Genomic DNA, 24,015 nt, shown 5'->3' on the forward strand with positions numbered 1-24,015 from the left:
TTATCTTTTGCCTTTATCTTTTTTAGCAATGTGCCCTCTGAAATTTCGCGTAGGTGCAAATTCTCCAAGCTTATGTCCTACCATGTTTTCAGTTACAAATACCGGTATAAATTTATTCCCGTTATGAACTGCAAACGTATGACCTACAAAATCCGGAGAGATCATCGAGCGTCTGGACCATGTCTTGATAACTGACTTCTTTCCAGACTCAGTCATGGTATCCACTTTCTTCTCCAGTCGGAAATCTATATAAGGGCCTTTTTTTAGTGATCTTGCCATTATTTTCTCTTAGTTATAATCAGCTTATCAGAATATTTATTAGGCTTTCTGGTTTTCTTACCTTTCGTGTAAAGTCCATTTCGGGATCGTGGGTGACCTCCTGAAGCTTTACCTTCACCTCCACCCATCGGGTGATCTACCGGGTTCATGGCGACACCTCTTACTCTAGGTCGCTTGCCTAACCACCTGTTTCTACCAGCTTTTCCAAGCTTCACATTCATGTAGTCACTGTTTGATACAGTTCCTACAGTGGCGTAGCAAGTATTCAGGATCATTCTCATCTCACCTGAAGGAAGTTTTACGGTAGAGTATTTACCTTCTCTTGCAACCAGCTGAGCATACGTGCCGGCACTTCTGGTGATTGCTCCACCCTTGCCCGGCTTCAATTCTATATTATGTACAATCGTACCAAGTGGAATATCTGATAAAGGCAGTGCATTCCCTACTTCAGGAGCAACTCCGGGACCGGAGATGATTTCTGTCCCAACAGAAAGGTTGGCTGGTGCTATGATGTACCTTTTCTCACCATCAGCATAGAATAACAGAGCAATTCTTGCCGTTCTTACCGGATCATATTCGATTGCTTTTACTACTGCAGGCACTCCATGCTTATCCCTCTTGAAATCTATGTCTCTGAGTCTTTGCTTATGACCTCCTCCGACATTTCTCACGGTCATCCGACCCTGACTATTCCGACCACCTTTTTTACCTTTAGAGGTAAGGAGGCCTTTTTCAGGCTTGGACTTGGTGATGCCGTCAAAGACAGGCGCCATCCTATATCGTTGTCCTGGAGTTACGGGTCTAAGTTTCTTAACAGCCATCTATCTGTCTATTTATATTCCGCTATAAAAATCAATAATATCACCATCAGCTACCTTAACAATAGCCTTCTTATATGCTGGTGTCTTTCCTTCTATAATACCTGATTTTGTATACCTGGATTTAGCCTTACCGGGCTGAACCATAGTATTTACGCTTTCAACGGTAACACCGTATGTCTTCTCTACTTCTTTCTTAATAGTTACCTTGTTTGCGCTTCCGGCAACAACGAATCCATACTTACCCTGCTCATTCATGGCAGATACTTTCTCAGTCACTAAAGGTTTTATCAATACTCCCATGTTAGCCTAATCTGTTTTTGATCTTTTCGATTGAACTTTCGGTGAGGATCAACTGCTCAGCATTTACCAAATCATAAGTGCTCATTTCATCAGCAGTGGATACCTTCGCATTTTTAAGATTTCTTGCGCTTAGATAGATGTTGTTATTAACATCAGCAAGAATAAGAAGTGACTTCTTATCGCTAACAGCCAGACCGGAAAGCAAAGCAACAATATCCTTTGTTTTAGGAGCCTCCAGGTTCAAATCTTCCAGAACCTTGATCTGCTTATCTTTAGCCTTAGCAGAAAGAACTGATCGCTTGGCTAAAGCTTTAACCTTTTTGTTTAACTTAAAGCTGTAATCCCTTGGCTCAGGCCCGAAAACTGTTCCTCCTCCTCTGAAAATAGGAGATTTGATACTCCCGGCTCGAGCCGTACCTGTACCTTTTTGCTTTTTGATCTTTTTAGTAGATCCTGAAATTTCGTTTCGGGTTTTCACCTTGTGAGTACCTTGTCTTTGATTGGCCAGGTACTGCTTCACTTCAAGGTAAACAGCATGTTCGTTTGGCTCAATACCAAAAACTTTCTTGTCAAGGTTTACTTCCCTGCCAGTCTCTTCTCCTTTTGTATTGAAAACTGAAAGTTTCATCTTATTTCTCTAGTATTACGTAAGAATTTTTAGCACCTGGTACTGAACCACTAACTAAGATCAGATTCTTCTCCGGGTAGATTTTCATCACTCGTAGGTTCAACACTTTTACCCTGTCACCTCCTGTGCGTCCGGCCATTTTCAATCCTTTGAATACCCGGGATGGAAAAGAGCAGGCTCCAATAGAACCAGGAGCTCTAAGTCTATTGTGCTGACCGTGTGTTGCCTGACCGACTCCACCAAACCCATGTCTTTTTACGACACCTTGAAAGCCTTTACCTTTTGATGTTCCTATAGCATCAAGAAAATCCTCCTCTGCAAAGACATCACTAATTGAAATTTCATTTCCAAGCTTAACTTTATCTTCAAACTCAGATCTGAAATCTCTAAACTCAACTACTTTACTCTTAGGTGTCGCTTTAGCTTTCGCAAAATGTCCTTTCAATGCTTTCGGTGTATTTTTTTCCTTTCGCTCACCATAAGCTAACTGGACGGCACGATATCCGTCAGAGTTTACGTCTTTAACTTGTGTCACAACACAAGGACCAGCCTCAATAAGCGTACAAGCGACATTTTTACCGTCAGTATTGTACACGCTGGTCATCCCTATTTTTCTACCAATTATTCCAGGCATTTTGCTTGATATTTATTCTTTTTCCGTTACCGGATGAAATTTTCGTAAAAAGGACTGCAAAGATAGCAATTCCCAGATTCGAACAAAAGATTTATATAAACTTTTGGCATAAAAAAAGAACCAATAATCAACTGTTATTGGTTCTTTTCCGATTACTTAACCAGTCCTTAGACTTTAATCTCTACATCAACTCCACTTGGTAGCTCTAGCTTCATCAAAGCATCGACTGTCTTCGCGCTATTGGAGTAAATATCCACCAACCGTTTATAGGTACAAAGCTGAAATTGCTCTCGCGCCTTTTTATTTACGTGTGGAGATCTGAGCACCGTAAACTTTTCCTTAACTGTGGGAAGCGGAATCGGACCACTAACAACAGCTCCGGTTGTCTTGACAGCTCTCACAATCTTCTCGGAAGACTTATCTACCAAGTTGTGATCGTATGATTTTAGTTTTATTCTAATTTTTTGGTTCATGATCTTATCTTATTAAACCGCTTCTCCTTTTACTTTAGAAATCACATTTTCTGCGATATTCTGAGGTACCTGGTCATAATGTGAGAACGTTAACGATGCGGTAGCTCGTCCGGAACTCATTGTTCTCAGGTCCGTCACATAACCAAAGAGTTCGGAGAGTGGTACGGAGGCCTTCACTACCTGTGAATTACCTTTTGTATCCATTCCTTTCATAATACCTCTTCGTCGGTTAAGGTCACCGGTAATAGCACCGGTATACTCATCAGGAGTCACAACATCCACAGACATTACAGGCTCCATCAACGCAGGCTTAGCTTTCTGTGCAGCCGCTCTGAAACCAGCTTTTGCGGCCAGTTCGAATGAAAGTGCATCAGAGTCCACATCGTGGAATGATCCATGATACAGCCTCACTTTCATTGAATCTATTGGGAAACCAGCCAACGGTCCGTTTTTCATAGCTTCTTTGAAGCCTTTTTCGATTGCCGGAATAAATTCCTTCGGAATCACACCACCAACAATCTGGTTAACGAACTGTAATCCTTCTCCTTCCCAGTCTTCATCAGCGGGACTCAGTTCAAAAACAATATCTGCGAACTTACCACGTCCACCAGTTTGCTTTTTGTAAACTTCTTTATGCTCAACGCTTGAATTGATGGTCTCTTTGTAAGCCACCTGCGGCGCACCCTGGTTGATCTCTACTTTAAACTCTCGCTTAAGGCGATCAATGATAATATCCAGGTGAAGCTCACCCATACCCCGCAGAATAGTCTGACCAGTATCGTGGTCCGTCTCTACCTGAAGGGTAGGATCCTCCTCTACAAGTTTTGAAATGGCCATTCCAAGCTTGTCTACATCAGCCTGTTGCCTAGGCTCTATAGCATAACCGATCACCGGTTCAGGGAATACCATGGATTCAAGAATGATCCTGTGCTTTTCATCACACAATGTATCTCCTGTCTTAATGTCTTTGAAACCAACTACCGCACCTATATCTCCACAATGAAGTGTATCGATCTGGTTTTGCTTATTGGCATGCATCTGGAATATCCTGGAGATCCGCTCTTTCTTATCTGTTCTCATATTGTGAACATAAGAACCGGAATCCAGCTTTCCTGAATATGACCTTACAAAACACAGTCTACCTACAAACGGGTCCGTAGCGATTTTAAATGCCAGCGCAGAGAAGGGCTCTTCTAAAGATGGCTTTCTTTCGATCTTTTCTTCGGTTACAGGATCTTTGCCTGTGATGTGATCTCTATCCAGCGGTGAGGGAAGAAGCTCCATCACATAGTTAAGCATAGTTTGCACACCTTTATTTTTGAAAGCAGAACCGCAAAGCATCGGAACGAATGCCAAATCAATGGTTGCTTTTCTGAGTGCAGCTATGATCTCATCTTCAGATATTGAAGCCGGGTCTTCAAAATATTTTTCCAAAAGGGTATCGTCATAATCCGCTACAGCTTCCAGAAGATGCCCTCTGTACTCAGCCACTTCATCCAGCATGTCCTCAGGAATAGGCACCTCTTCCCAGGTCATTCCCATGTCATCATCATTCCAAACCATCGCGTGGTTTGAAACCAGGTCAACGACACCTTTGAAGTTGTCTTCCGCACCAATAGGTAGCTGTAAAGGAACGGCCTTGGTACCAAGCATTTCTTTAACCTGCTTACACACAGCAAGGAAATCAGCACCTTGTCGGTCCATTTTATTTACGAAACCGATTCGGGCTACATTATAGTTATCTGCCAGTCGCCAGTTGGTTTCAGATTGTGGTTCAACACCATCCACAGCACTAAACAAGAATACAAGTCCGTCAAGTACACGCAGAGAACGGTTTACTTCAACAGTAAAGTCCACGTGACCCGGTGTATCGATGATGTTGATGTGATATTTCTCGTCTTTATAGTTCCAGAATACCGTAGTGGCAGCAGATGTAATGGTAATACCTCTCTCTTGCTCCTGCTCCATCCAGTCCATGGTAGCAGCACCATCGTGAACCTCTCCTAACTTATGGTTTACTCCAGTATAAAATAGGATACGCTCAGTCGTAGTGGTTTTACCTGCATCAATGTGTGCTGCAATACCAATATTTCTGGTGTACTTTAAATCTCTAGCCATTAGTGATTTTTATTTTTTAGAATCTGAAATGAGAAAACGCTTTGTTTGCTTCTGCCATTCGGTGAGTATCATCCTTCTTTTTGATAGAAGCACCTTCGCCTTTAGAAGCTGCGATGATTTCACCTGCCAACCGCTCCATCATGGTTTTTTCTCCTCGTAAACGCGCATATTTTATCATCCACTTGATTCCAAGCGAAAGTTTACGCTCAGGTCTTACTTCTACCGGAACCTGAAAAGTGGCTCCCCCCACCCTTCTACTCTTTACCTCAACTGCAGGGCACACATTGTTCAATGCAGTCTTCCAGGTTTCAACACCATTTTCTTTGGTTTTTTCTTCAACCAATTTAATGGCATCATAAAAGATGTTGTAAGCTGTACTTTTTTTGCCTTTAAGCATCAAGTTGTTTACAAACTTGGTAACCAAGGTGTCCTGATAAATTGGATCAGGTAGGACATATCTATTCTTTGGCTTAGCTTTTCTCATTTCTTAGCTTATTTTTTATCTTTTGGCTTTTTAGCTCCGTATTTTGATCTTCTTTGAAGTCTGCCATTCACACCAGCGGTATCCAATGCACCTCTGATGATGTGGTACCTTACACCCGGCAGGTCTTTTACTCTTCCTCCTCTTATCAATACAATCGAGTGCTCCTGCAGGTTGTGACCTTCTCCCGGAATGTAGGCGTTAACCTCTTTTCCATTGGTAAGTCTTACCCTGGCTACTTTCCTCATGGCAGAGTTAGGCTTCTTAGGTGTAGTGGTATAAACCCTGGTGCACACCCCTCTCCGCTGAGGACAAGAGTCCAATGCTGGAGACTTTGATTTAGAAGTCAACTTCTTTCTGCCCTTCCTTACTAATTGTTGAATAGTTGGCATTATGCTTTATTTCTTATTATCCAATTTTTAGGTCCCGAATAATCGGGACGCAAAGATAGAAATATTGGGTTATTATCACAATCCAAAGTGGAAAATAAAATAGGAGAATTTTAAGCTTCTCCCATTGTACCCCCAAAATTCATTGGAAACTTCGGGGCTTCATCAACAGATTTGATTTCCCCGAAGCTTTTTTCGTATTTATGGACGTTTTCCTCCAATGCTTTCAGAAGGCGTTTGGCATGCTCGGGAGTGATTACAATCCGGGATTTCACCTTTGCTTTTGGCACTCCTGGCATGAGTCTTATGAAATCAATCACAAACTCACTGCTGGAATGAGCAATCATAGCCAGATTTGCATACACTCCTTCAGCTGTCTCTTCAGACAACTCTATATTGATTTGATTGGAAGACTTTTTGTCTTGTTTTTCTTCTTTTGGATCCATATTAAGATTCTACTTCTTTGGATCTTGCAAACTCCTCTTTAGCGGCTAAAAGGTTTTCGTAATCCTCATTTGAAGTCACTATGTGCCCGTGGAATTGCCTGTTTCCGGTACCAGCCGGGATCAGGTGCCCTACGATTACATTTTCCTTCAAGCCTGCAAGGTAATCTGTTTTTCCTTTGATAGATGCTTCACTCAGTACTTTGGTGGTTTCCTGGAAAGATGCAGCTGAAATAAAGCTCTCTGTTCCAAGTGACGCCTGAGTAATACCCTGAAGAATAGGTCTGGAAACTGCAGCTTCAGCGTTTCTTACCTCCACAATTTTCATATCTCTTCTTTTCAGGTTTGAGTTTTCATCTCTCAGCTTTCTGCTGGTGATGATCTGACCGGCTTTAAGCGTCGGGGAATCTCCCGGATCTACGACTACTTTCTTGTCCAGAATACTGTCGTTTTCTTCCATGAAAGCAAACCTGTCTACGGTTTGATTGGTCAGGAAGCTTGTATCTCCAGCATCGATGATGATCACCTTCTGCATCATTTGACGTACGATCACTTCAATGTGCTTATCGTTGATCTTCACTCCCTGAAGTCGATATACTTCCTGTATCTCATTTACCAGGTATTCCTGTACAGCTGTAGGACCTTTGATCGAAAGGATATCTGCAGGGGTGATTGCTCCATCTGACAGCGCATCTCCTGCCCTTACGAAATCATTGTCCTGAACCAGGATGTGCTTAGAAAGTGGTACAAGATACCTTTTCTTCACACCATCTTTAGACTCGATGTAAATCTCTCGATTACCTCGTTTGATACCTCCGTAGGTAACCACACCATCAATCTCACTAACTACAGCAGGATTAGATGGATTACGGGCTTCAAAAAGCTCAGTTACCCGTGGAAGACCTCCGGTAATATCGCGTGATTTACCAGTCTTTCTTGGGATCTTGGCCAGTACCTGACCCGCTTTAATTGTATCTCCCTCGTCTACTGCAAGGTGTGCTCCTACCGGAATGTTGTATCCTTTCTCGTCATTCTTACCTACAACAACTACCGCAGGGTTTTTCGACTTATCTTTTGTGTCAATAATCACTTTCTCCCTGTGACCGGTCTGCTCGTCTGACTCCTCTTTGAAAGTGACACCTTCAATGATTGAATCAAACTGTGCTTTACCATCAAACTCAGCAATGATTACCGCGTTATAAGGATCCCAGTAGCAGATCTCATCACCTTTTGATACCTTATCTCCTTCTTTTACTTTAAGGATAGCCCCGTAAGGCACGTGATTATTGATCAACACACGCTCTTTCTTGGCATCAAGGATCTTGATCTCTCCTGATCGTCCCATGACCACTTTTACTTTGTTGCCATCCTCATCCGTAGAGTCTACAGTTCTAAGCTCATCAAATTCGATAACACCATCAAACTTCGCTTTGATATTGGCATCTACTGCAATGTTTGAAGCTGTACCACCCACGTGGAAGGTTCTCAAAGTAAGCTGAGTGCCCGGCTCACCAATAGACTGTGCAGCAATTACACCGACAGATTCTCCCATATGGGCCATATTGCCGGTGGCAAGGTTACGTCCGTAACACTTCGCACATACACCCTGCTTCGTTTCACAGGTAAGTACTGATCTGATCTCAACTTCCTCAATACTGGTTGCTTCAATTCTGTCAGCAACTTCTTCAGTAATCTCACTTCCGGACTCTACCAGAAGCTCATCGGTAATCGGATCATAAATATTATGTACGGAAACTCGTCCGAGAACTCGCTCACTTAAGGCCTCAACGATTTCTTCATTGTCTTTTAATGCCTGAACGGCCAGTCCACGAAGTGTACCACAGTCGTCTTCATTGACAACCATATCCTGAGCTACGTCGACCAATCGACGAGTCAGATACCCTGCATCAGCGGTTTTAAGCGCTGTATCTGCAAGTCCTTTCCGCGCACCGTGTGTAGAAATGAAGTACTCGATTACATCCAATCCCTCTTTAAAGTTGGAAAGGATAGGGTTCTCAATGATCTCACCAACAGAGCCCTGTAGGTTTTTCTGTGGCTTGGCCATCAATCCTCTCATTCCTCCAAGCTGACGAATCTGCTCTCGCGAACCTCGTGCCCCGGAGTGCATCATCATGTAGATAGAGTTAAATCCCTGATCATCCTCCTCCAACTGCTGCATCAAGGTGTTGGTCAGCAAGGTATTGGTTCGAGTCCAGATATCAATTACCTGATTGTACCGCTCATTATCAGTAATGAGACCCATTAGGTAATTATTCCAAACTGCTTCTACTTCTTCTTTTGCCTGAGCTACCAAAGGTTCTTTTTCATCCGGGATCTGAATGTTGTCAAGACCCATAGAAAGTCCGCCTTTATAGGCCATTTGGAAACCAAGCTCTTTAATATCATCAAGGAAGTGTGCCGTTCTGGCCATGCCTGAGATCTTGAAGACATTAGAAATGATTTTCTGAAGCTTTTTCTTGGTCAAAAGTTCATTAACAAAACCTACTTCTTCAGGTACATGAAGGTTGAACAATACTCGTCCGGCTACAGTCTCAATAACTTTCGTTTCAAGCTCTCCCTTTTCGTTTCGAATTTTAGTTCTAACCTTTATATGAGCATGCTGAGAAATTCTTCCTTCGTTCATGGCTATTACAACTTCTTCAGCGCTGTAGAAAGTCATTCCTTCACCTAAAACGGGTTTTTCTTTCGTACTATTACGCCCTTTTGTGATGTAATAAAGCCCAAGAACCATATCCTGCGATGGCACGGCTATCGGCGCTCCATTGGCAGGGTTAAGGATGTTATGCGTAGAAAGCATCAATAGTGAAGCTTCCAAAATGGCCTCATGTCCAAGTGGCACATGTACCGCCATCTGGTCACCATCAAAGTCAGCGTTAAACGCAGTACATACCAGCGGGTGGAGCTGAATAGCTTTTCCTTCAATAAGTTTTGGCTGGAAAGCCTGGATACCTAACCGGTGCAATGTAGGAGCACGGTTAAGCAGAACCGGGTGTCCTTTCAATACATTTTCCAAAATATCCCAGACCACCGGATCTTTTCGATCCACAATTTTCTTGGCAGACTTAACGGTCTTCACAATGCCCCGCTCTATAAGCTTCCTGATGATGAATGGCTTAAACAACTCTGCCGCCATATCTTTAGGAAGACCACACTCATGCATTTTCAACTCAGGACCTACCACAATGACAGATCGGCCTGAATAATCTACCCTTTTACCAAGCAGGTTTTGACGGAAACGTCCCTGCTTACCTTTAAGCATATCACTCAAAGACTTAAGCGCGCGGTTTCCATCTGATCTCACGGCATTTACTTTTCGGGAGTTATCGAAAAGTGAATCTACCGCCTCCTGAAGCATCCTTTTCTCATTACGAAGGATCACTTCCGGAGCTTTGATATCAATTAGTCTCTTCAGACGGTTATTTCTAATGATGACACGTCTGTAAAGGTCGTTCAAGTCAGAAGTAGCAAAACGGCCACCATCTAAAGGCACTAATGGACGCAGCTCTGGTGGAATAACAGGCACCATTTTAATAACCATCCACTCCGGCTTGTTCTCGATCCTGGTTCGGGCATCTCTAAAGGCCTCTACCACCCGAAGACGCTTAAGCGCTTCTGCTTTTCGTTGTTGTGAGGTATCTGTTGCAGCCTGATGACGGAGCTCGTATGAAAGGTCATCCAACTGAATTCTTGACAAAAGCATTTCAAGAGCCTCAGCACCCATTTTAGCAATGAATTTCTGAGGGTCTTCATCATCCAGCATCTGGTTTTCCCTGGGCAGCTTATCCATTATATCCAGGTATTCTTCCTCAGTGAGGAAATCCATCTGGTTGATGCCATCTTCCTCCTTGATCCCCTGCTGGATCACAACATAACGCTCGTAGTAAATAATTTGGTCAAGCTTTTTTGTTGGCAAGCCGAGCAGGTAGCCAATTTTATTCGGTAAAGAGCGGAAGTACCATATATGTGCCACAGGCACCACCAACTCGATATGCCCCATACGCTCTCTACGAACCTTCTTCTCAGTCACTTCAACCCCACACCGGTCACAGATGATCCCTTTATATCGAATTCTCTTATATTTTCCGCAATGACATTCCCAGTCTTTTACAGGACCAAATATTCGCTCACAAAACAAGCCTCCCATTTCTGGCTTGTAAGTACGATAGTTGATCGTTTCAGGCTGAGTAACTTCACCGTGAGAGCTTTCAAGTATCGACTCAGGAGAAGCCAAGCTAATCGTAACTTTAGAAAAGTCGTTAGTCAGTTTTTTATTTTTTCTGAATGCCATAATTAAATGATCTATAGGTTATCCCGGCGATAAATGCCGGGATGTTTTTCAAATTATTTTAGTCTAAGGTAATTTCAAGTGCCAGGCCTCGAAGCTCATGAACCAATACATTGAAAGATTCAGGAATGTTAGGTTTTTGCATATTTTCACCTTTCACAATAGCTTCATAAGCTTTCGCTCTTCCTATTACATCATCAGACTTGATGGTCAGTATCTCCTGAAGGACATTAGCCGCACCGAATGCTTCAAGAGCCCAAACCTCCATCTCACCAAATCGCTGACCACCGAACTGTGCTTTACCTCCGAGTGGTTGCTGTGTGATGAGTGAGTAAGGTCCGATACTTCTGGCGTGCATTTTGTCATCCACCAGGTGACCCAGCTTCAGCATGTAAGCTATACCTACGGTTACAGGCTGGTCAAATCGCTGTCCGGTCAGACCATCGTATAAGAACGCTCTACCGAATGAAGGCAATCCTGCTTCTTTTAGTTCATTTTGAACTTCTTCTTCAGTTGCTCCATCAAAAATTGGTGTAGCGTATTTTCTACCTAGTTTCAACCCGGCCCAGCCTAATACAGTCTCATAGATCTGGCCGATGTTCATTCGGGATGGTACACCAAGTGGGTTAAGTACAATATCAACCGGAGTACCATCTTCCATGAATGGCATGTCTTCTTCCCGGACGATCTTCGCAACTACACCCTTGTTACCGTGACGTCCGGCCATCTTATCACCTACTTTAAGTTTACGTTTCTTAGCTACATAAACTTTGGCAAGTTGTACAATACCAGCCGGTAATTCATCACCAACTTCAAGTGTGAAACGTTCTCTCTTGAAAATTCCGGAGATCTCGTTTCGCTTGTTGATGTAGTTTTTCACCATTCTAAAGATCAGATCATTGGTATGCTGATCCGCGGTCCAATCTTCAATAATCAGGTCAGAAATAAGATTAGCTTCTTCCGGAACATTGTAGTTACTCTCATCCCTGTAAATATTCTTAGGAGGGAAAAGATTCGCATCAATGTTTTTCTTGGAAAACTTGGTGCCCTTAGACATAACCTCATCTCCAAACTTATGCTTTATACCCTGACAGGTTTTTCCCTCAAGAAGTTTGCTCAACTTCTCGATCATCTGCTCCCGGACCTCCGTAAGATCATGGCTGTACCGGGATTTAAGCATCTCAACTTCTTTTTTCGTCCTTGCCCGCAGGTCTTTATCCTTTTTCGGTCTGGAGAATAATTTGGTGTCTATCACCACTCCTCTTAGTGATGGAGATGCTTTTAACGAAGCATCTTTTACATCCCCGGCTTTATCACCGAAGATTGCTCTCAACAGCTTCTCTTCAGGAGTAGGGTCTGTCTCTCCTTTTGGTGTGATCTTACCAATCAGGATATCACCTTCTTTGATCTCAGCGCCAATTCGAATAATACCATTTTCATCAAGGTTCTTCACAGCTTCCTCACTTACGTTAGGAATCTCAGAAGTCAACTCCTCTTCACCTCGTTTTGTATCCCTGACTTCAAGTTCGTACTCATCGATGTGAATAGAGGTGAAAATATCCTCTCTCACCACTTTTTCTGATATTACGATTGCATCCTCAAAGTTGTATCCTTGCCATGGCATGTAAGCAACCTGCAGGTTTCTACCCAAAGCAAGCTCTCCTTTTTCAGTAGCAAACCCTTCACAAAGCGGCTGTCCTTTCTCAACCTTTTGCCCTTTAGTAACAATTGGCTTCAGGTTTACACAGGTATCCTGGTTAGTTCGTCGGAACTTGGTCAGCTCATAAGTGACACTTTGGCTATTAAATGAAATAAGAAGGTCTTCCTCAGACTTATCATATCTTACTACAATCTTCTTAGCGTCTACATATTCAATTTCACCTGGTCCTTCCGCTACTACCAGGGCACGTGAATCTATTGCTACGCGTCCTTCCAATCCAGTACCTACAATAGGAGCTTCCGGACGAAGTAACGGAACAGCCTGGCGCTGCATGTTAGACCCCATCAAAGCACGGTTAGCATCATCATGCTCCAGGAATGGGATCATAGAAGCTGCTACCGATACAATCTGGTTTGGAGCAACGTCCATATACTTTAATTCCTTAGGCTCCACAACCGGGAAGTCACCTTCGAAACGAGCTTTTACCCGATCATTCAGGAAATTCCCATTGTCTTCCAATGGCGCATTGGCCTGAGCTATATTGTGTGTGTCCTCTTCCTCAGCGGTCAAATACCGGACATTTCCAGACATATCAACCACCCCCTCATTTACATCTCGATAAGGTGTTTCGATAAATCCCATCTGGTTCACTTTAGCATGAACGCAAAGGGAAGATATCAAACCAATATTCGGACCTTCCGGTGTTTCGATGGTACATAGACGACCATAGTGAGTATAGTGTACATCCCGCACCTCAAATCCGGCTCGCTCTCGTGAAAGACCTCCTGGTCCCAAAGCTGACATCCTTCGCTTATGCGTAATCTCAGCAAGTGGGTTGGTTTGGTCCATGAACTGAGACAGCTGGTTTGTCCCGAAGAATGAGTTGATTACTGAAGATAGTGTGCGAGCGTTGATAAGATCAACGGGCTTGAAATCTTCATTATCACGAACATTCATTCGCTCGCGAATAGTTCTTGCCATTCGAGCAAGTCCTACTCCAAACTGCGCATAAAGCTGTTCACCAACCGTTCTTACTCTCCTGTTACTCAAGTGGTCGATATCATCTACAACCGCCTTACTGTTGATCAGTCCAATAAGGTATTTAACAATAAGGATAATATCTTCGGTAGTAAGTGTTCGTTTATCATATCCAATATCAAGCCCCAGCTTTTTATTGATACGATATCTTCCTACTTCGCCAAGATCGTATCGCTTGTCGCTGAAAAACAGGCTTTGGATAATATCACGAGCAGTCTGCTCATCCGGAGCATCCGTATTTCTCAATTGTCGGTAGATCTGCTCTACTGCTTCTTTCTCTGAGTTTGAGTTATCTTTCTGAAGCGTGTTATATATAATAGAGTAATCCGTGATATTAACATCTTTTCTGTGGAGTATAATAGACTTTACTCCAGCTTCGAGGATTGTTTCAATATCATCTTCGCTCAGGATGCTATCACGCTCAAGTACTACCTCATTTCTATCAATGGAAACTACTTCTCCGGTATCCTCATCCACAAAATCTTCAGTCCACGTTCTCAAAACCCTTGCGGCTAATCTTCGGCCTACTACTTTCTTGAGTTCTTTATCTGTGGCTTCTATTTCTTCAGAAAGACCGAACAGGTCAAGAATTTCCTTATCAGAACCATAACCGATAGACCTGAGCAAGGTTGTGATCGGAAACTTCTTCTTACGATCGATGTAGGCATACATTACATTATTAACATCAGTCGCAAATTCTATCCAGGAACCTTTGAATGGGATAATCCTGGCGGAATAAAGAAGTGTACCATTGGTGTGTTTACTTTGAGCAAAGAACACACCCGGTGATCTGTGAAGCTGGGAAACAATCACTCGTTCCGCTCCATTGATCACAAATGATCCTTTCATAGTCATGTAAGGAATATTCCCAAGGAATACTTCTTGCTCTATGGTTTCAAAATCTTCGTTTTCTTCGTCATTACAAAGGAGTCGAAGTTTCGCTTTTAGCGGTACGGAATATGTCAATCCCCTTTCTATACTCTCGTCTACAGCGTATTTGGGTGGATCAACGGTGTAATCAACAAATTCGAGTACAAAGTTTTCCCGGGAATCGGTTATTGGAAAATTCTCCATGAAAACTTTGTAAAGACCCTCCTCTTCTCTCTTCTCAGAAGGAGTGTCCAATTGGAAGAAATCTACGAAAGACTTCAATTGGACATCAAGGAAATCAGGGTAGTCGATTACAGATTTAATGGAAGAGAAATTAATTCTCTCTGTTATATTTTTAGCCAAAGCTTTATCTGTTTTAGTTCAAAATAAGGATCAAGAACAATGTGTAGTATGTACAAACAGGAAAAGACCTGACCCCGATGCTGCCATCGGGGGCCAGGCCTATTACCCTAATAAGATGTAATCAAATTATTTTAATTCAACTTCAGCACCAGCTTCTTCAAGTTGCTTTTTCAGTGCTTCAGCTTCGTCTTTAGCAACACCTTCTTTTACAGTACTAGGAGATCCATCTACCATTTCTTTAGCTTCTTTCAGTCCTAGTCCGGTAAGTTCTTTTACTAATTTCACAACAGCTAGTTTAGCTCCACCTGGTGACTTAAGAACCACGTCGAATGCTGATTTTTCCTCAGCACCACCGTCACCTTCACCGCCACCACCGGCTACCATTACAGGTGCAGCAGCTGCAGCTGGCTCGATACCGTACTCATCCTTAAGTATAGTGGCTAATTCATTTACCTCTTTTACTGAAAGGTTAACTAGTTGTTCAGCGAACTCTTTTAAATCTGCCATTTTAGTCAATAATTAATTTTGTTAATAATCTTTATTCTCTTTCTGATAATGTTTTAACAATACCAGCCAACTTGTCGCCTCCACTCTGAAGAGAAGAGATAACATTTTTAGCAGGTGATTGCAATAATGTGATGACTTCACCGATAAGTTCCTGCTTAGACTTAAGCTTGCTTAACGCGTCTAATTGATCCTCACCAATGAAAATATCTGAATCTATGGAAGCAGCCTTAAACTTGGGTCTTTGATCAGAATCTTCTTTCTTGAAGTCTTTAATGACTCTCGCAGGGATGCTTGCTCCTTCATTGATGAACATGATTCCTGAGAATCCTTTCAGTACATCATCCAGCTGAGAATAATCACCATCCAAAGCACTTAGTGCTTTTTTGATCAAAGTATTTTTTACCACTTTATATTCCACACCTTTTTTATAACACATTCCACGGAATTTGTTGATCTCGGCAACTGAAAGTCCGGATGTGTCGGTGATGTAGAAATGGGTATTTTGCTGGAATTTTTCAGTAAGTCCAGCTATTACTTGTGCTTTTTCTTCTCTAGTCATAACGTTTATAGTCCAGCTATGCTACTTTTATCAATTGCGATTCCTTTACTCATGGTGCTGGAAAGCGAAATTGACTTGAAATACGTTCCTTTTGATGAAGCAGGCTTGAGCTTCGAGATTGTTTGTATCATCTCTATAGCATTTTCTTTGATCTTCTGTGCATCAAAAGATACCTTTCCAATGCTTGTATGAATGATACCGGTTTTGTCTACTTTAAAGTCTATTTTACCTGCCTTCACTTCTTGTACCGCCTGAGCGATATCCATCGTTACTGTACCGGACTTAGGGTTAGGCATCAAACCTCTTGGTCCTAAAACCCGTCCAAGCTTACCAACTTTGGCCATTACCGTCGGCATAGTAATAATTACATCTATATCTGTCCAACCTCCTTCGATCTTCTCGATGTAATCATCCAATCCTACGTGATCTGCTCCGGCTGATTTTGCATCCTCCTCTTTATCAGGAGTACACAGTACCAAAACCTTCACTTCTTTACCTATACCATTTGGCAGAGCAACTACGCCCCGAACCATCTGGTCGGCCTTTCTGGGGTCTACCCCAAGACGTACATCCAAATCTACAGATGCATCAAACTTAGTGAAGGTGATATCTTTTACTAATTGAGCAGCTTCCTCCATAGAATACTCTTTTTCCGGATCAAGTAGTTCTATTGCTTTTTTCTGATTTTTTGTCAACTTTCCCATTGTACTCTATTAGTTAAGACCAAGGTGCTTTTCCTGAAACTTTTACTCCCATACTTCTGGCTGTACCAGCGACCTGTCTCATTGCAGACTCAATTTTAAATGCATTTAAATCCGGCATTTTAGTTTCTGCAATATCCTTAATCTGATCCCAGCTTATGCTTCCGACCTTATTTCTGTTTGGTTCTGGAGATCCTTTTTTGAGTTTTGCTGCTTGCATTATCAAAACAGGAGCCGGAGGAGTTTTGATGACAAAATCAAAAGACTTATCAGAGTAGATTGTAACTACTACTGGAATCAATTGGCCTTGCTTATCTTGTGTCCTGGCGTTAAACTGTTTACAAAACTCCATGATGTTAAGACCTTTAGCACCAAGTGCCGGCCCCACCGGTGGAGAAGGATTCGCCGCTCCTCCCCGTACCTGGAGTTTCAAATAACCTGTGATTTCTTTTGCCATTCGATTACTCTTGTTTTTCCACCTGTATGTAATTCAACTCTACAGGCGTATTCCTTCCGAATATTTTAACTGTTACGTTTAACTTTTTACGATCCTCAAACACCTCTTCTACAGTGCCGGTAAAACCGCTAAATGGACCATCCATTACTTTCACCGTTTCACCTACTATATAAGGTGTGTCAAGTTTCTCTTCGTATTCCTCAGCTTCGTCTACTCTACCTAGAATTCTGTTTACTTCATTTTGGCGAAGTGGAACAGGATCCTTGGAAGCACTGGTAGAGCCTTCACCAAGGAAACCAATCACATCTGGTGTATTGGTTATAATATGCTGAGTTTCGCCATTGCTCAAATCAGCCTGTATGAGTATATACCCGGGGAAAAAGTTGCGCTCACGAACTCGCTTCTTCCCGTTTCTCATTTCGTATACTTTCTCTGATGGAATAAGCACCTGAGGAACGAGTTGTTCGATACCATTTCTGGCAATCTCCTGCTCCAGGTAATTTTTTACCTTCTTTTCCCGGCCACTGATAGCCCGAACCACGTACCACTTGAACTCAGACATCCTCTAAAATTCGTTATAAAACCATTTCATGGCATTTTCGAAACCATAGTCGAAAAGCCCAATCATCAGAGCAAAAATCAAAGAAGCTACTAAAACCAAAACACTGCTGTTTTGCAAGTCAGCGTACTTCGGCCATGTCACTTTGTGCAAGAGCTCGTCGTATGCTTCTTTAAAGAATGTAATAACTTTCTTCATCGTTATTTTCAGTTGCACGGGAGGAGGGACTCGAACCCCCAACCAATGGTTTTGGAGACCACTACTCTACCAATTGAGCTACACCCGTAAAAAAGCATGCAGCCCAAAAAGGACTGCAAAGTTAGATTAATTAGATTGTATAAACAAATGCGATCTGAAACTAATTCCAGATCGCACGTTGAATCGTATTAGTCAAGTATTTCTGTAACCTGCCCTGAACCAACAGTACGGCCACCTTCTCTGATCGCAAATCGAAGACCTTTTTCAAGGGCTACTTTGCTGATCAGGTTCACTTCGATAGTTACGTTATCACCTGGCATAACCATTTCCACGTTTTCAGGAAGTTTGATCTCACCAGTTACGTCAGTAGTTCGAAGATAGAACTGAGGTCTGTACTTGTTGAAGAAAGGAGTGTGTCGACCACCTTCTTCTTTTGAAAGTACGTATACCTCTGCTTTGAAGTGAGCGTGAGGAGTCACTGAACCAGGCTTACAGATAATCATACCTCTTCTGATTTCAGACTTCTCAATTCCTCTAAGAAGAAGACCTACGTTATCTCCAGCTTCACCTCGGTCCAATATTTTACGGAACATCTCTACTCCAGTGATTGTAGACTTCATTCCTTCAGCACCCATACCGATGATATCTACTGCATCTCCGGTATTGATCACTCCTCTCTCAATTCTACCTGTAGCAACAGTACCTCGACCTGTGATTGAGAACACATCCTCAACCGGCATAAGGAAATCTTTATCTATAGCTCGCTCAGGAAGTGGGATATACTCATCCACAGCCGTCATCAGCTCTTCTACTTTTTCTACCCACTTAGCTTCACCATTAAGTGCACCAAGAGCAGAACCCTGGATGACAGGAATGTCATCACCTGGGAAATCATAATCAGAGAGAAGCTCTCTGATCTCCATCTCAACAAGCTCAAGTAGCTCAGGATCATCAACCAGGTCAACCTTGTTCATGAATACCACAAGTGCAGGTACACCTACCTGACGAGAAAGAAGGATGTGCTCTCGAGTCTGAGGCATAGGTCCGTCAGTAGCAGCTACCACTATGATAGCACCGTCCATCTGAGCCGCACCAGTTACCATGTTCTTTACATAGTCAGCGTGACCAGGACAGTCTACGTGAGCGTAGTGTCTTTTCTCTGTTTGGTACTCAATGTGTGAACTATTGATAGTGATACCCCTTTCTTTTTCCTCAGGAGCGTTATCAATAGCTGAAAAGTCTTTAAGTTCTGCAAGTCCTTTTCCTGAAAGAACCGCAGAGATTGCTGCAGTCAATGTGGTCTTACCATGGTCAACGTGACCAATTGTACCGATATTAACGTGCGGTTTTGAACGATCATAGGTTTCTTTAGCCATGTCTGATAATCCTCGGTTTAATTTCTAAATAATAATTTTATAATGTGTCAGTAAATACAACTAATGGATGCCAACTGACATCCAGTTACTGTGACATATCAAGTTCCCCAGCTTCCGACGCCTGTCAAAAAACCAGAGCCAATGACGGGATTTTCCCACTCCAAAGGCGTCCTTTGGATAAAGGGATGCCTGTGGCAGAACCCTCTTTTCATTACCTCCCGGTTTTCTCGACCCTTCTCAAAAACCAGAGCCAATGACGGGATTTGAACCCGTGACCTCTTCCTTACCAAGGAAGCACTCTACCCCTGAGCTACATCGGCTTCTTGGGACAAGATATCAATATACTTTGATACATTCATTGAGTGGCAAGTCTCTGAGTGACTCAGAGTGATGCCAGGATTGAGTATCAGAGACAATTGATCCGCTCTGATATTCAGAGCGGGTGACGAGGCTCGAACCCGCGACCTACAGCTTGGAAGGCTGTCGCTCTACCAACTGAGCTACACCCGCTTGTGCACCGAAACTTTAGCGAAGGTATACAACCAGCTCAAACTTCGGCAACATGCACTCCTTCGCTAAAGCTTCGGAGTACACTGTGGGGGGAGCAGGATTCGAACCTGCGAAGACATAAGTCAACGGATTTACAGTCCGTCCCAGTTGGCCGCTTTGGTATCCCCCCAACTGATCTCAATCGTATCAAAGTACTTCCCTTTGCCGGTATATCCCCGAAAAAGGGAATGCAAAATTATACGCTTTTTTATTTTTATCAAATTTTTACCAGTAAATATGGAAATGATTTTTCCGGGAAATAAAAACACGTCTTTAAAGGGCGTAATTCACCTTTTAAACGGGGTTTCAGATTATTTTACTTATAATAGCATCTCATAAAATTTAGCACCCCTGATGCAATTAAAAGTAGTCGTAAACGAAACGGAAGAATTTGAGATCACCGAAAAAGAAAAGGTTGTTTCGATCGGCAAAGATTCTCTATCCTACTCGCTGAGAAAAATAAATGACAATAATTACCTCCTCTATTACAATAGCAGTGTTTACGAAGTAAAGGTTCTGGAAGATAACCCTCCCAACCTCCGGGTAAACATCAATGGGCAGGATATGGACCTAACCGTGAAGGACCATATCTCTCAAATCCTGGAAGAACTGGGCATGGATATGGAAGCTGAAGATACCATAGATGAGATCATCGCTCCAATGCCCGGTGCAATACTGGAGGTAGCTGTAAAGGAAGGTGATGAAGTGAAAAAGGGGGATAAACTTATCATTCTGGAAGCAATGAAAATGGAAAATGTGATCAAGTCTCCAGTGGATGGAACTGTAACAGCTGTTCATGTAAAACCAGGAGACAACGTGGAAAAAAATTTCTCCCTGCTGTCATTTTAAAATGCTCAAAATTTAAATGGTAGTATAATGTTTATATTTTTGTGAAATTTTAACCAGAAACACCTGTAAACCTCTATGAAGTATAAAAGAGTACTCCTGAAACTTAGCGGCGAAGCGCTGATGGGCGATAAGCAACATGGAATTGATTCAAACAGACTGGAACAATACGCTGAGGAAATAAAGAGAGTACATGAAAAAGGTCTTGAACTCGCCATTGTAATTGGCGGAGGAAATATATTCAGAGGTGTGGATGGCGAAAAATCAGGCATTGATCGTGTTCAGGGTGATTACATGGGTATGCTTGCCACAGTTATCAACGCGATGGCACTACAAAGTGCCCTGGAAAAACATGGGATGTACACAAGATTGATGTCCGGCCTGAAAATGGAGCAGGTGTGCGAACCATTTATCCGACGCAGAGCTATAAGACACCTGGAGAAAGGCAGGATCGTCATTTTCGGCGCAGGTATAGGCAATCCTTATTTTACGACAGATTCTACAGCGAGCCTCAGGGCTATTGAAATAGAAGCAGATGTAGTCCTGAAAGGTACAAGGGTAGACGGTGTATATACATCTGACCCGGAAAAAGACCCTGATGCTACCAAATATGAAAATGTCACCTTCCAGGAAGCCTATGAAAAGGGGTTGAGCATCATGGATATGACTGCTTTCACACTTTGTATGGAGAATGGACTGCCTATTATTGTCTTTGATATGAATAAGGCAGGCAACCTGCTCAACATAATGGAAGGTAAAGAAGTTGGAACTTTAATCAATTGATTTAAAAAACAATATAAAAATGGACGATATTGATTTTTATCTGGAGCACGCCAAAGAAATGATGGACAAAGCTGTCAGTCATACAAACAGTGAATTGTCTAAAATACGGGCTGGTAAAGCCATGCCAAATATGCTGGATGGTCTGGAAATAGAATATTATGGTGCTATGACCCCTCTGAATCAAGTATCATCAGTTACTGCACCGGATGCCCGAACAATCAGTATCAAGCCATTCGAAAAGAAGATCATAGCGGATATTGAACGGGCCATCATCAACGCCAACCTTGGATTTACACCACAAAATGATGGCGAGCTTATCCGCATCAACATACCGCCTCTAACCGAGGAAAGAAGGCTGACTCTTGTAAAGCAGGCAAAAGCTGAGATCGAAAACGGCAAGGTGAGTATCCGCAATGTCCGAAAGGAAGTGAATGACTCGCTAAAGAAGCTTTTGAAAGACGGGGTGTCTGAAGATGCCGTAAAAGGAGCTGAAGATGAAGTGCAGAAAATCACAGACAGTCATACTACAAAACTTGATGATCTTCTCGCAAAGAAGGAGAAGGATATCATGACGATATAACTCAAAAAAATAATTTTCTGGACCGGATCATTTCCTCCACGGCAGTCGGCACAAGGTATTTAACAGACTTATTGGCGCGGATCATTTTTCTGATCAGTGTGGCTGAAATGTCCATTTTCGGTGCATCGATCATTTTAACATGGGTGTGCTCCTTCAGTGAACTGGGTTTTGCATCGGGGCGGGGATACACGATCAGCCCATATTGCTCCAGGATCACGTGATGGTTCTTCCATTTTGGAAAAGAGGAAAGGTTGTCCTCTCCTATTATCAGCTTGAATTGATGATCAGGGTATTTCTCAGAAAGTACTGCAAGTGTGTCTACTGTATAGCTGGGCCTTGGCATGTGAAACTCAACATCGCTGGCTTTAAAATGATAATCATCGGCAATTGCGGCCTCCACCAGATCCATCCGGTCAAATTCATGCAGCAAGTTTTTGTTTTTCTTGAGTGGATTCTGCGGAGAGACGATGAACCAAACCTCATCTACACCGGCAACCTCGTGGACAATATTGGCTATGATCAAATGCCCGATATGAATAGGGTTAAAAGAACCAAAAAACAACCCAACCTTCATGACAAAAATGATTTTACTACTTCTTCTGCTTCCTGAAAAGCAGATTCCAGATCCCGGTTGATCAGGACATAATCAAAGGAGTCTGCATACTTCATTTCTTCGGCTGCTTTTCCTACACGCTTTTCCAGGGATTCGCTGGTTTCGGTGTTTCGTTTTTCCAACCTTTCTCTGAGTACGTCTACATTTTCCACACTTACGAAGACTGCAAGAGCTTTATCCCCCAGGGATTTTTTCAGATTGATCCCCCCTATTACATCCACATCAAAAATCACGTGGTTTCCCGAAGACCATATCCGGTCTACTTCTGACCTCAGGGTTCCATAAAATGTACCTGTGTATACCTCCTGCCACTCGTACAACTCATTCTTTGCCAAACGGTTTTCAAATTCTTCACGGGTAAGAAAATAATAATCTTTTCCATCTTCTTCGATACCTTCTCTCCGTTTACGGGTAGTTGCCGAGATGGAAAACTTCAGGCTGGGGATTTGTTTTATGAGATGCTTTACGATAGTTGTTTTTCCAGCACCGGATGGTGCACAGAAAATAATTGCTTTGCCCATAGGTCAGGCGGATTGAAATACCTTGGTACGAATGGTTTGCTCCAGATCCCTGGGTACCGGCAGGTTGGCACATTTGGTACGAAGCAGCTCTCTTATCTGCTTTTCTACCTTGTACTGCTCAAAGCATACCATACAATGATCCAAATGATTGTTTAGGTATGCTTCCTGCTCCTTACTGGCCTCATTATCCAGCATTAGGTATAAAATCTCCAAACATTTGTCAAATTCTGCACAACCGTCTTTTCCGTTCTTTTCCGAGGTATCTGTCATTGTGATGCTAATGTTTCCAAAAAACGAAGTAACTAAAAAATTTATTTATACCCCATACTTTCAGCGTATGTTGAGAGTTTTTCTTTTAAAAGATTTCTTGCCCTGTGTAATCGTGACCTTACTGTACCGATAGGAATATCCAGGATCTTGGCCATTTCCTCGTAAGTAAAGCCTTCCAGATCACACAAGATAATAACTGTTCTGAAATCAATTGCAAGGGAATTTAAGGCATTTGTAACCTCGTCCCCTATCATATCCTTTACAGTGTCAACCCGTAAGTCAACTGTTCTGCTTTCATCAACACTATCGGAATTGTAGAAGTTCTCTACTTCCTGATAATCTACTTTTGAGGGCTCCTTACTCCTCTTTCGAAAATCGTTGATGAAACTGTTTTTAAGGATCCTGTAGAGCCAGGCTTTCGCATTAGTTCCTTGCTGAAAAGAATTAATAAAGCGGTATGCCTTCATATAGGTGTCCTGTACCAGGTCCTTTGCATCGTCCTGGTCAAAAGTAAGCCGATAAGCGAAATTGTACATTGCATCCAAATGAGGGAGAAACTCATTATCAAAGATGCTCATACGCTCTCTATCGGAGTACTCGTGTTTTATGGGCTTATCTTCACTCATTTTATTTATTACCTCCTGCATGCTATATATAACGAAATTAAAATACTACCGGATTTGTTTTAATATA

General features: G+C 42.5%; 26 protein-coding genes and 4 tRNA genes. 3 read left to right on the forward strand and 27 right to left on the reverse strand.

Annotation, left to right across the window (positions count from 1 at the left end):
• The 23 genes from rpsS to AC3E9V_RS21555 form a co-directional block, all read right to left on the reverse strand.
• Positions 1–279 carry a 30S ribosomal protein S19 gene (gene rpsS / locus AC3E9V_RS21445; protein ID WP_488750218.1) on the reverse strand — a complete coding sequence of 93 codons (279 nt, stop codon included), beginning with the start codon at positions 277–279 and terminating at the stop codon, positions 1–3.
• Positions 279–1,100, reverse strand: a complete 822-nt coding sequence (gene rplB, locus AC3E9V_RS21450; protein ID WP_488750219.1) for a 50S ribosomal protein L2 — start codon at positions 1,098–1,100, stop codon at positions 279–281. Before rplB ends, rpsS begins: the two co-directional genes overlap by 1 nt.
• Positions 1,101–1,112: 12 nt before the next feature.
• Entirely contained in the window at positions 1,113–1,400 is a 288-nt protein-coding gene (gene rplW, locus AC3E9V_RS21455; protein WP_488750220.1) for a 50S ribosomal protein L23, read from the reverse strand.
• 1 nt (position 1,401) lies between these two features.
• Positions 1,402–2,028 (reverse strand): 50S ribosomal protein L4, encoded by a 627-nt coding sequence (gene rplD / locus AC3E9V_RS21460; RefSeq protein ID WP_488750221.1) that lies wholly within the window; start codon positions 2,026–2,028, stop codon positions 1,402–1,404.
• A 1-nt stretch (position 2,029) separates the two neighbouring features.
• A complete protein-coding gene (rplC, locus tag AC3E9V_RS21465; RefSeq protein WP_488750222.1) occupies positions 2,030–2,662 on the reverse strand; it encodes a 50S ribosomal protein L3 in 633 nt (210 codons plus the stop codon).
• A 167-nt stretch (positions 2,663–2,829) separates the two neighbouring features.
• The gene (gene rpsJ, locus AC3E9V_RS21470) at positions 2,830–3,135 is read right to left on the reverse strand and encodes a 30S ribosomal protein S10 (RefSeq protein WP_159585194.1); all 306 of its coding nucleotides are present in this window, start codon (positions 3,133–3,135) and stop codon (positions 2,830–2,832) included.
• Between the two features lie 12 nt (positions 3,136–3,147).
• Entirely contained in the window at positions 3,148–5,253 is a 2,106-nt protein-coding gene (gene fusA / locus AC3E9V_RS21475) for an elongation factor G (protein WP_488750223.1), read from the reverse strand.
• Positions 5,254–5,269: 16 nt separating this feature from the next.
• Positions 5,270–5,737 (reverse strand): 30S ribosomal protein S7, encoded by a 468-nt coding sequence (rpsG, locus tag AC3E9V_RS21480; protein ID WP_488750224.1) that lies wholly within the window; start codon positions 5,735–5,737, stop codon positions 5,270–5,272.
• 8 nt (positions 5,738–5,745) lie between these two features.
• Positions 5,746–6,126 carry a 30S ribosomal protein S12 gene (gene rpsL, locus AC3E9V_RS21485; protein WP_488750225.1) on the reverse strand — a complete coding sequence of 127 codons (381 nt, stop codon included), beginning with the start codon at positions 6,124–6,126 and terminating at the stop codon, positions 5,746–5,748.
• 110 nt (positions 6,127–6,236) lie between these two features.
• Positions 6,237–6,569: a DUF3467 domain-containing protein gene (locus AC3E9V_RS21490; protein WP_488750226.1), complete on the reverse strand. Its 333-nt coding sequence runs from the start codon at positions 6,567–6,569 to the stop codon at positions 6,237–6,239.
• A 1-nt stretch (position 6,570) separates the two neighbouring features.
• Entirely contained in the window at positions 6,571–10,875 is a 4,305-nt protein-coding gene (gene rpoC / locus AC3E9V_RS21495) for a DNA-directed RNA polymerase subunit beta' (protein ID WP_488750227.1), read from the reverse strand.
• A 58-nt stretch (positions 10,876–10,933) separates the two neighbouring features.
• Positions 10,934–14,803 carry a DNA-directed RNA polymerase subunit beta gene (rpoB, locus tag AC3E9V_RS21500; protein WP_488750228.1) on the reverse strand — a complete coding sequence of 1,290 codons (3,870 nt, stop codon included), beginning with the start codon at positions 14,801–14,803 and terminating at the stop codon, positions 10,934–10,936.
• A gap of 126 nt (positions 14,804–14,929) precedes the next feature.
• Positions 14,930–15,310, reverse strand: a complete 381-nt coding sequence (rplL, locus tag AC3E9V_RS21505) for a 50S ribosomal protein L7/L12 (RefSeq protein WP_488750229.1) — start codon at positions 15,308–15,310, stop codon at positions 14,930–14,932.
• 31 nt (positions 15,311–15,341) lie between these two features.
• Positions 15,342–15,869, reverse strand: a complete 528-nt coding sequence (gene rplJ / locus AC3E9V_RS21510; RefSeq protein WP_488750230.1) for a 50S ribosomal protein L10 — start codon at positions 15,867–15,869, stop codon at positions 15,342–15,344.
• 5 nt (positions 15,870–15,874) lie between these two features.
• Positions 15,875–16,573 (reverse strand): 50S ribosomal protein L1, encoded by a 699-nt coding sequence (gene rplA, locus AC3E9V_RS21515; RefSeq protein WP_488750231.1) that lies wholly within the window; start codon positions 16,571–16,573, stop codon positions 15,875–15,877.
• Positions 16,574–16,586: 13 nt separating this feature from the next.
• Positions 16,587–17,027 carry a 50S ribosomal protein L11 gene (gene rplK / locus AC3E9V_RS21520; RefSeq protein ID WP_488750232.1) on the reverse strand — a complete coding sequence of 147 codons (441 nt, stop codon included), beginning with the start codon at positions 17,025–17,027 and terminating at the stop codon, positions 16,587–16,589.
• 4 nt (positions 17,028–17,031) lie between these two features.
• Positions 17,032–17,589 (reverse strand): transcription termination/antitermination protein NusG, encoded by a 558-nt coding sequence (gene nusG / locus AC3E9V_RS21525; protein ID WP_488750233.1) that lies wholly within the window; start codon positions 17,587–17,589, stop codon positions 17,032–17,034.
• 3 nt (positions 17,590–17,592) lie between these two features.
• The gene (secE, locus tag AC3E9V_RS21530) at positions 17,593–17,784 is read right to left on the reverse strand and encodes a preprotein translocase subunit SecE (protein WP_488750234.1); all 192 of its coding nucleotides are present in this window, start codon (positions 17,782–17,784) and stop codon (positions 17,593–17,595) included.
• Between the two features lie 15 nt (positions 17,785–17,799).
• Positions 17,800–17,872, reverse strand: a tRNA-Trp gene (locus AC3E9V_RS21535).
• A 100-nt stretch (positions 17,873–17,972) separates the two neighbouring features.
• Entirely contained in the window at positions 17,973–19,160 is a 1,188-nt protein-coding gene (gene tuf, locus AC3E9V_RS21540; RefSeq protein ID WP_488750235.1) for an elongation factor Tu, read from the reverse strand.
• A 248-nt stretch (positions 19,161–19,408) separates the two neighbouring features.
• Positions 19,409–19,480, reverse strand: a tRNA-Thr gene (locus AC3E9V_RS21545).
• A gap of 117 nt (positions 19,481–19,597) precedes the next feature.
• Positions 19,598–19,670 (reverse strand) — tRNA-Gly (locus AC3E9V_RS21550).
• An 86-nt stretch (positions 19,671–19,756) separates the two neighbouring features.
• Positions 19,757–19,839 (reverse strand) — tRNA-Tyr (locus tag AC3E9V_RS21555).
• A 224-nt stretch (positions 19,840–20,063) separates the two neighbouring features.
• Between AC3E9V_RS21555 and AC3E9V_RS21560 the strand changes: the two genes are divergently transcribed.
• The 3 genes from AC3E9V_RS21560 (at position 20,064) to frr (ending at position 21,918) form a co-directional block, all read left to right on the forward strand.
• Positions 20,064–20,558 carry an acyl-CoA carboxylase biotin carboxyl carrier protein subunit gene (locus AC3E9V_RS21560; protein ID WP_488750236.1) on the forward strand — a complete coding sequence of 165 codons (495 nt, stop codon included), beginning with the start codon at positions 20,064–20,066 and terminating at the stop codon, positions 20,556–20,558.
• Between the two features lie 75 nt (positions 20,559–20,633).
• Positions 20,634–21,338 carry a UMP kinase gene (gene pyrH / locus AC3E9V_RS21565; protein ID WP_488750237.1) on the forward strand — a complete coding sequence of 235 codons (705 nt, stop codon included), beginning with the start codon at positions 20,634–20,636 and terminating at the stop codon, positions 21,336–21,338.
• Between the two features lie 19 nt (positions 21,339–21,357).
• Positions 21,358–21,918 carry a ribosome recycling factor gene (gene frr / locus AC3E9V_RS21570; protein ID WP_488750238.1) on the forward strand — a complete coding sequence of 187 codons (561 nt, stop codon included), beginning with the start codon at positions 21,358–21,360 and terminating at the stop codon, positions 21,916–21,918.
• A gap of 1 nt (position 21,919) precedes the next feature.
• On the opposite strand, the gene nadD is transcribed toward frr, so the two are convergent.
• Genes nadD through AC3E9V_RS21590 form a run of 4 tightly spaced genes read right to left on the reverse strand, consistent with a single transcriptional unit; the run spans position 21,920 to position 23,948 of the window.
• The gene (gene nadD / locus AC3E9V_RS21575) at positions 21,920–22,492 is read right to left on the reverse strand and encodes a nicotinate (nicotinamide) nucleotide adenylyltransferase (RefSeq protein WP_488750239.1); all 573 of its coding nucleotides are present in this window, start codon (positions 22,490–22,492) and stop codon (positions 21,920–21,922) included.
• Entirely contained in the window at positions 22,489–23,052 is a 564-nt protein-coding gene (gene gmk / locus AC3E9V_RS21580; protein WP_488750240.1) for a guanylate kinase, read from the reverse strand. Before gmk ends, nadD begins: the two co-directional genes overlap by 4 nt.
• 3 nt (positions 23,053–23,055) lie before the next feature.
• The gene (gene rsrA / locus AC3E9V_RS21585) at positions 23,056–23,322 is read right to left on the reverse strand and encodes a mycothiol system anti-sigma-R factor (protein ID WP_488750241.1); all 267 of its coding nucleotides are present in this window, start codon (positions 23,320–23,322) and stop codon (positions 23,056–23,058) included.
• Positions 23,323–23,363: 41 nt separating this feature from the next.
• Complete coding sequence (locus AC3E9V_RS21590) at positions 23,364–23,948, reverse strand: sigma-70 family RNA polymerase sigma factor (RefSeq protein ID WP_488750242.1); 585 nt, start codon at positions 23,946–23,948, stop codon at positions 23,364–23,366.
• Positions 23,949–24,015 lie beyond the last annotated feature (67 nt).

The organism is Marinoscillum sp. HNIBRBA16962 (genome assembly GCF_057801515.1).

What these genes read in the sequence shown, in the direction of transcription:
- rpsS (WP_488750218.1), bottom strand. Translation starts at nt 279, where the DNA reads ATGGCAAGATCACTAAAAAAAGGCCCTTATATAGATTTCCGACTGGAG.
- rplB (WP_488750219.1), bottom strand. Translation starts at nt 1,100, where the DNA reads ATGGCTGTTAAGAAACTTAGACCCGTAACTCCAGGACAACGATATAGG.
- rplW (WP_488750220.1), bottom strand. Translation starts at nt 1,400, where the DNA reads ATGGGAGTATTGATAAAACCTTTAGTGACTGAGAAAGTATCTGCCATG.
- rplD (WP_488750221.1), bottom strand. Translation starts at nt 2,028, where the DNA reads ATGAAACTTTCAGTTTTCAATACAAAAGGAGAAGAGACTGGCAGGGAA.
- rplC (WP_488750222.1), bottom strand. Translation starts at nt 2,662, where the DNA reads ATGCCTGGAATAATTGGTAGAAAAATAGGGATGACCAGCGTGTACAAT.
- rpsJ (WP_159585194.1), bottom strand. Translation starts at nt 3,135, where the DNA reads ATGAACCAAAAAATTAGAATAAAACTAAAATCATACGATCACAACTTG.
- fusA (WP_488750223.1), bottom strand. Translation starts at nt 5,253, where the DNA reads ATGGCTAGAGATTTAAAGTACACCAGAAATATTGGTATTGCAGCACAC.
- rpsG (WP_488750224.1), bottom strand. Translation starts at nt 5,737, where the DNA reads ATGAGAAAAGCTAAGCCAAAGAATAGATATGTCCTACCTGATCCAATT.
- rpsL (WP_488750225.1), bottom strand. Translation starts at nt 6,126, where the DNA reads ATGCCAACTATTCAACAATTAGTAAGGAAGGGCAGAAAGAAGTTGACT.
- AC3E9V_RS21490 (WP_488750226.1), bottom strand. Translation starts at nt 6,569, where the DNA reads ATGGATCCAAAAGAAGAAAAACAAGACAAAAAGTCTTCCAATCAAATC.
- rpoC (WP_488750227.1), bottom strand. Translation starts at nt 10,875, where the DNA reads ATGGCATTCAGAAAAAATAAAAAACTGACTAACGACTTTTCTAAAGTT.
- rplL (WP_488750229.1), bottom strand. Translation starts at nt 15,310, where the DNA reads ATGGCAGATTTAAAAGAGTTCGCTGAACAACTAGTTAACCTTTCAGTA.
- rplJ (WP_488750230.1), bottom strand. Translation starts at nt 15,869, where the DNA reads ATGACTAGAGAAGAAAAAGCACAAGTAATAGCTGGACTTACTGAAAAA.
- rplA (WP_488750231.1), bottom strand. Translation starts at nt 16,573, where the DNA reads ATGGGAAAGTTGACAAAAAATCAGAAAAAAGCAATAGAACTACTTGAT.
- rplK (WP_488750232.1), bottom strand. Translation starts at nt 17,027, where the DNA reads ATGGCAAAAGAAATCACAGGTTATTTGAAACTCCAGGTACGGGGAGGA.
- nusG (WP_488750233.1), bottom strand. Translation starts at nt 17,589, where the DNA reads ATGTCTGAGTTCAAGTGGTACGTGGTTCGGGCTATCAGTGGCCGGGAA.
- secE (WP_488750234.1), bottom strand. Translation starts at nt 17,784, where the DNA reads ATGAAGAAAGTTATTACATTCTTTAAAGAAGCATACGACGAGCTCTTG.
- tuf (WP_488750235.1), bottom strand. Translation starts at nt 19,160, where the DNA reads ATGGCTAAAGAAACCTATGATCGTTCAAAACCGCACGTTAATATCGGT.
- AC3E9V_RS21560 (WP_488750236.1), top strand. Translation starts at nt 20,064, where the DNA reads ATGCAATTAAAAGTAGTCGTAAACGAAACGGAAGAATTTGAGATCACC.
- pyrH (WP_488750237.1), top strand. Translation starts at nt 20,634, where the DNA reads ATGAAGTATAAAAGAGTACTCCTGAAACTTAGCGGCGAAGCGCTGATG.
- frr (WP_488750238.1), top strand. Translation starts at nt 21,358, where the DNA reads ATGGACGATATTGATTTTTATCTGGAGCACGCCAAAGAAATGATGGAC.
- nadD (WP_488750239.1), bottom strand. Translation starts at nt 22,492, where the DNA reads ATGAAGGTTGGGTTGTTTTTTGGTTCTTTTAACCCTATTCATATCGGG.
- gmk (WP_488750240.1), bottom strand. Translation starts at nt 23,052, where the DNA reads ATGGGCAAAGCAATTATTTTCTGTGCACCATCCGGTGCTGGAAAAACA.
- rsrA (WP_488750241.1), bottom strand. Translation starts at nt 23,322, where the DNA reads ATGACAGATACCTCGGAAAAGAACGGAAAAGACGGTTGTGCAGAATTT.
- AC3E9V_RS21590 (WP_488750242.1), bottom strand. Translation starts at nt 23,948, where the DNA reads ATGAGTGAAGATAAGCCCATAAAACACGAGTACTCCGATAGAGAGCGT.